The following is a 2,899-nucleotide window of genomic DNA, read 5'->3' as shown; positions in this document are numbered from 1 at the left end:
CAGCGGCGCAACGCCGGCCAGATCGAGGCCTGGGGCCTGGAGGCCGACATCGCGCGGACCTTCGGCGACCTGACCCTGACGGGCGCGGTCTCGGCCACCAAGGCCGAGGTGAACGGCGGCAGAGCTGCTCCGCAGCTCACCGGCAACCGTCCGGCCCAGACGCCGGAATACACGGTGACGGCCGGCGCCGACTGGAAGGCCGGTGATCGCCTGACCCTGTCGGCGAATGCGCGCTTCGAAAGCGCGCGGTTCGAGGATGACCTCAACAGTCGCAAACTGGCGGCCTCGCTCGGGATCGACGCCCGCGCCGCGTGGCGGCTGACGCCCGACAGCGAGGTCTATCTGGCGGTTGAGAATCTCACCGATGCGCGGACCGAGGTCGGGGAGACTGGGGACGGGACCGAGAGCTTCGCTGCGCCCCAGACCTTCCGGGTGGGGTTCTCGCTGCGGCGCTAGAGCACGATGCGATCAGACGGAATCGTCTGAGCGCTGAATCGTGCTCTAATTTCAAAAGTTTAGAGCCGGATTCAGGCTTCGAGAGAAGCCATCCGGCTCTAGTCGGTCTTCTCGCCGAACAGTTCCTCGTGCTTGGCGCAGATGGCGGGCCAGAGGGCCTGCATTTCCGGCAGGTCGACGCCGAACTCGCGGGTCAGGATGTCGACGAAGTCGTCGGCGGTCTCGATCAGCGTCTGGGTTCGTTCACCGGGCCGAATGCGCCGCAAGGTGCGGCCCAGGATGATCACCAGACCGTCCGGGGTGTGGCGCTGGACGATGGGAAACATCGTGAAGATCGACTCCGGCGAGGTGCGCAGCCACTGGCAGGTGGTGTTCAGCTCCAGGTCGCTGGCCGTCTCCAGGGTGAAGTCAAAATAGGGGGCGCCCCCCAGCGCGTGGTTGTGGAACCGCCACCAGTCGGCGTCTACCTGCTCCAGGCTGAAGTCGTAGCCCGCCACCCTGTGGTCCCCGGCCGCCAGGGGAATGGGCTCCAGCACCCCATCCCCGAACCCGACGTCGGCGATATAGGGCCGGTCCAGGTCGACCCGCAGCACCAGGTGATTGCCCAGGCTGATGTCGCCTCGTTCGGTGCGGCCAACTGCGCCGGCCATCCGGGTGACCTTGAAGCCGATTTCACCGAGCGCCCAGCCCAGAAGGCCGTTCATCTCATAGCACCAGCCCCCGCGCCGCCGTGTCACCAGCTTGTCGAAGGCGTGCTGCACGGTCACGTCGCCGGGCCGCTGCAATTGCACGTCGAGGTTCTCATAGGGAATGGCCAGCAGGTGGGCGCGGTGGATGGCCGTCAGGGTCTCCAGGTCCGCGCGCGGGGTCCCGGTGTAGCCGATGCGGGCCAGATAGGCGTCGAGGTCCATGGGCGCTCCTTCCATTGGTCAAGCTAGGACGGCTGGTGTCGCTCCGCCACCTTAGCTAGGACGAAAGCCATGGACACTCTGACCACCGAATTCGCCTTCCAGGCCCTCGTCTCCATCGGTGCGGCCACGAAGATGGGCGACACCGCGCTGGGCAAGCGGCGGTTCATCGGCATCACGGGCGGGACCTTCAAGGGGCCGCGCATCGAGGGTGAGGTGATCGCGGGCGGCGCCGACTGGCAGACCGTGCGGGCCGACGGTGTCACCGTGATCGAGGCGATCTACGCGCTGAAGACCTCCGACGGGGCGGTGATCGCCGTGCGCAATCTGGGCCTGGTGTCGCCCACCGAGGACGGCGGGCGTTATGTGCGCACCAACCCCACCTTCGACGCGCCCCAGGGGCCGCACGATTGGCTGAACAAGTCGATCTTCGTCGGCACGATCGGCGTCGCGGACGGCGGCAAGGCGGTGCGGATCGGGGTCTATCGGGTGATCTAACGCGTTTCGGCGAGTCCGCGCCCTGGCGAGAACACCCTGATCATTGTCGTATTCGCCCCTGGCGAGGGTCCGGTGTGGCTGGGCATTCTGGCGTCCGCTCAGGAGGTCCCATGTCCCAAGCCGCCCGTCCCTTGAAGGTCATGCTCGACCACAAGCTGTCCCAATTCGACGACACCTGGGCGCCAAAGATCGTCGCCCGATACAACGACAACGAGGTTCGCCTGGTGAAGGCGGAAGGCGAGTGGGTGTGGCATCGGCACGATGAGACCGACGAGCTGTTCCTGATCCTGGACGGCGAGTTCGAAATGGACTTCCGCGACGGGACCGTGGTCGTGCGTCCCGGCGAGCTGCTGCTTGTGCCACGGGGCGTCGAACATCGTCCCGCCGCGCGTCGTGGCCAGGTCCGTCTGCTGCTGATCGATCCGGCAGGCACACCGAACACCGGCGACACCCGCACCGCCACGCCTGCGGTGGAGCTCTAGAGGCGCGGCCCTAACGCTCAGACAGGTTCCAGCGTCAGGTCAGTCTTTCTTGGGCTCTTGAGCCGCGGCGGCGCCGGAGATCAGGGCGACGATCTGCGGACTGATGTTCTCCGTGCCCTTCTCCATCATATGGGAGACGATCCGGGCGCCGACTGCGGCGCGGGTCTGGCTGGTGAACTCGGTCTTGTTGTCGCGCACCCAGTCCATCGAGGCCTTGCGGTTCACGTTGAGCTGCTGGAAGTGCGGGACCACGTAGCGGGCGATCATCTCGTAGGAGCGCTGGGTGTCTGCCCAGTTGGCCCAGTTGTGGGCCATCATCAGGTAGCAGCCGAAGCCGCCGCTCTCTTCCTTCAGTTGCTCGATGCGCGCGATGGCTTCGTCGGGCGTGCCCACCACGGCCGAGCCCAGGGCCAGATAGGCCTCGACGGGATCACCCGCGAAATCGTCGGGCACCATCGGCAGGTTGGCGATCTCGCGGAAGTAATAGATCCACTTCTCCAGGCCGAAGCGCACCTGTTCGATGGCCTTGTCCTTGGTCTCGGCGATGTGCATCTG

General features: G+C 66.3%; 4 protein-coding genes and 1 pseudogene. 3 read left to right on the top strand and 2 right to left on the bottom strand.

Features of this window, described 5'->3' with window-relative positions; genetic code table 11:
- Positions 1-456: TonB-dependent receptor (locus AAC997_RS12635; protein ID WP_340646055.1), on the top strand; the 456-nt coding region annotated here is incomplete at its 5' end.
- A gap of 98 nt (positions 457-554) precedes the next feature.
- Here the strand turns inward: AAC997_RS12635 and AAC997_RS12630 are convergent.
- On the bottom strand, positions 555-1,367 hold the full coding sequence (locus AAC997_RS12630; RefSeq protein WP_340646054.1) for an arylamine N-acetyltransferase: 813 nt from the start codon (positions 1,365-1,367) through the stop codon (positions 555-557).
- A 69-nt stretch (positions 1,368-1,436) separates the two neighbouring features.
- Between AAC997_RS12630 and AAC997_RS12625 the strand changes: the two genes are divergently transcribed.
- A complete protein-coding gene (locus AAC997_RS12625; RefSeq protein ID WP_340646053.1) occupies positions 1,437-1,862 on the top strand; it encodes a DUF3237 family protein in 426 nt (141 codons plus the stop codon).
- A 110-nt stretch (positions 1,863-1,972) separates the two neighbouring features.
- Positions 1,973-2,344, top strand: a complete 372-nt coding sequence (locus AAC997_RS12620; RefSeq protein ID WP_340646052.1) for a cupin domain-containing protein — start codon at positions 1,973-1,975, stop codon at positions 2,342-2,344.
- A 39-nt stretch (positions 2,345-2,383) separates the two neighbouring features.
- Here AAC997_RS12620 and AAC997_RS12615 read toward each other — a convergent pair.
- A pseudogene (locus AAC997_RS12615) lies at positions 2,384-2,899 on the bottom strand (LLM class flavin-dependent oxidoreductase); the annotation flags it as partial.

This window comes from Phenylobacterium sp. (genome assembly GCF_037968635.1).
In the GTDB taxonomy this organism is placed as follows: Bacteria; Pseudomonadota; Alphaproteobacteria; order Caulobacterales; family Caulobacteraceae; genus Phenylobacterium.
The sequence above is the reverse complement of the archived record's forward strand: the minus strand, read 5'-3'. Positions and strand labels throughout refer to the sequence as shown.

Coding starts and splice junctions, on each gene's coding strand:
- AAC997_RS12625 (WP_340646053.1), top strand. CDS start 1,437: ATGGACACTCTGACCACCGAATTCGCCTTCCAGGCCCTCGTCTCCATC.
- AAC997_RS12630 (WP_340646054.1), bottom strand. CDS start 1,367: ATGGACCTCGACGCCTATCTGGCCCGCATCGGCTACACCGGGACCCCG.
- AAC997_RS12620 (WP_340646052.1), top strand. CDS start 1,973: ATGTCCCAAGCCGCCCGTCCCTTGAAGGTCATGCTCGACCACAAGCTG.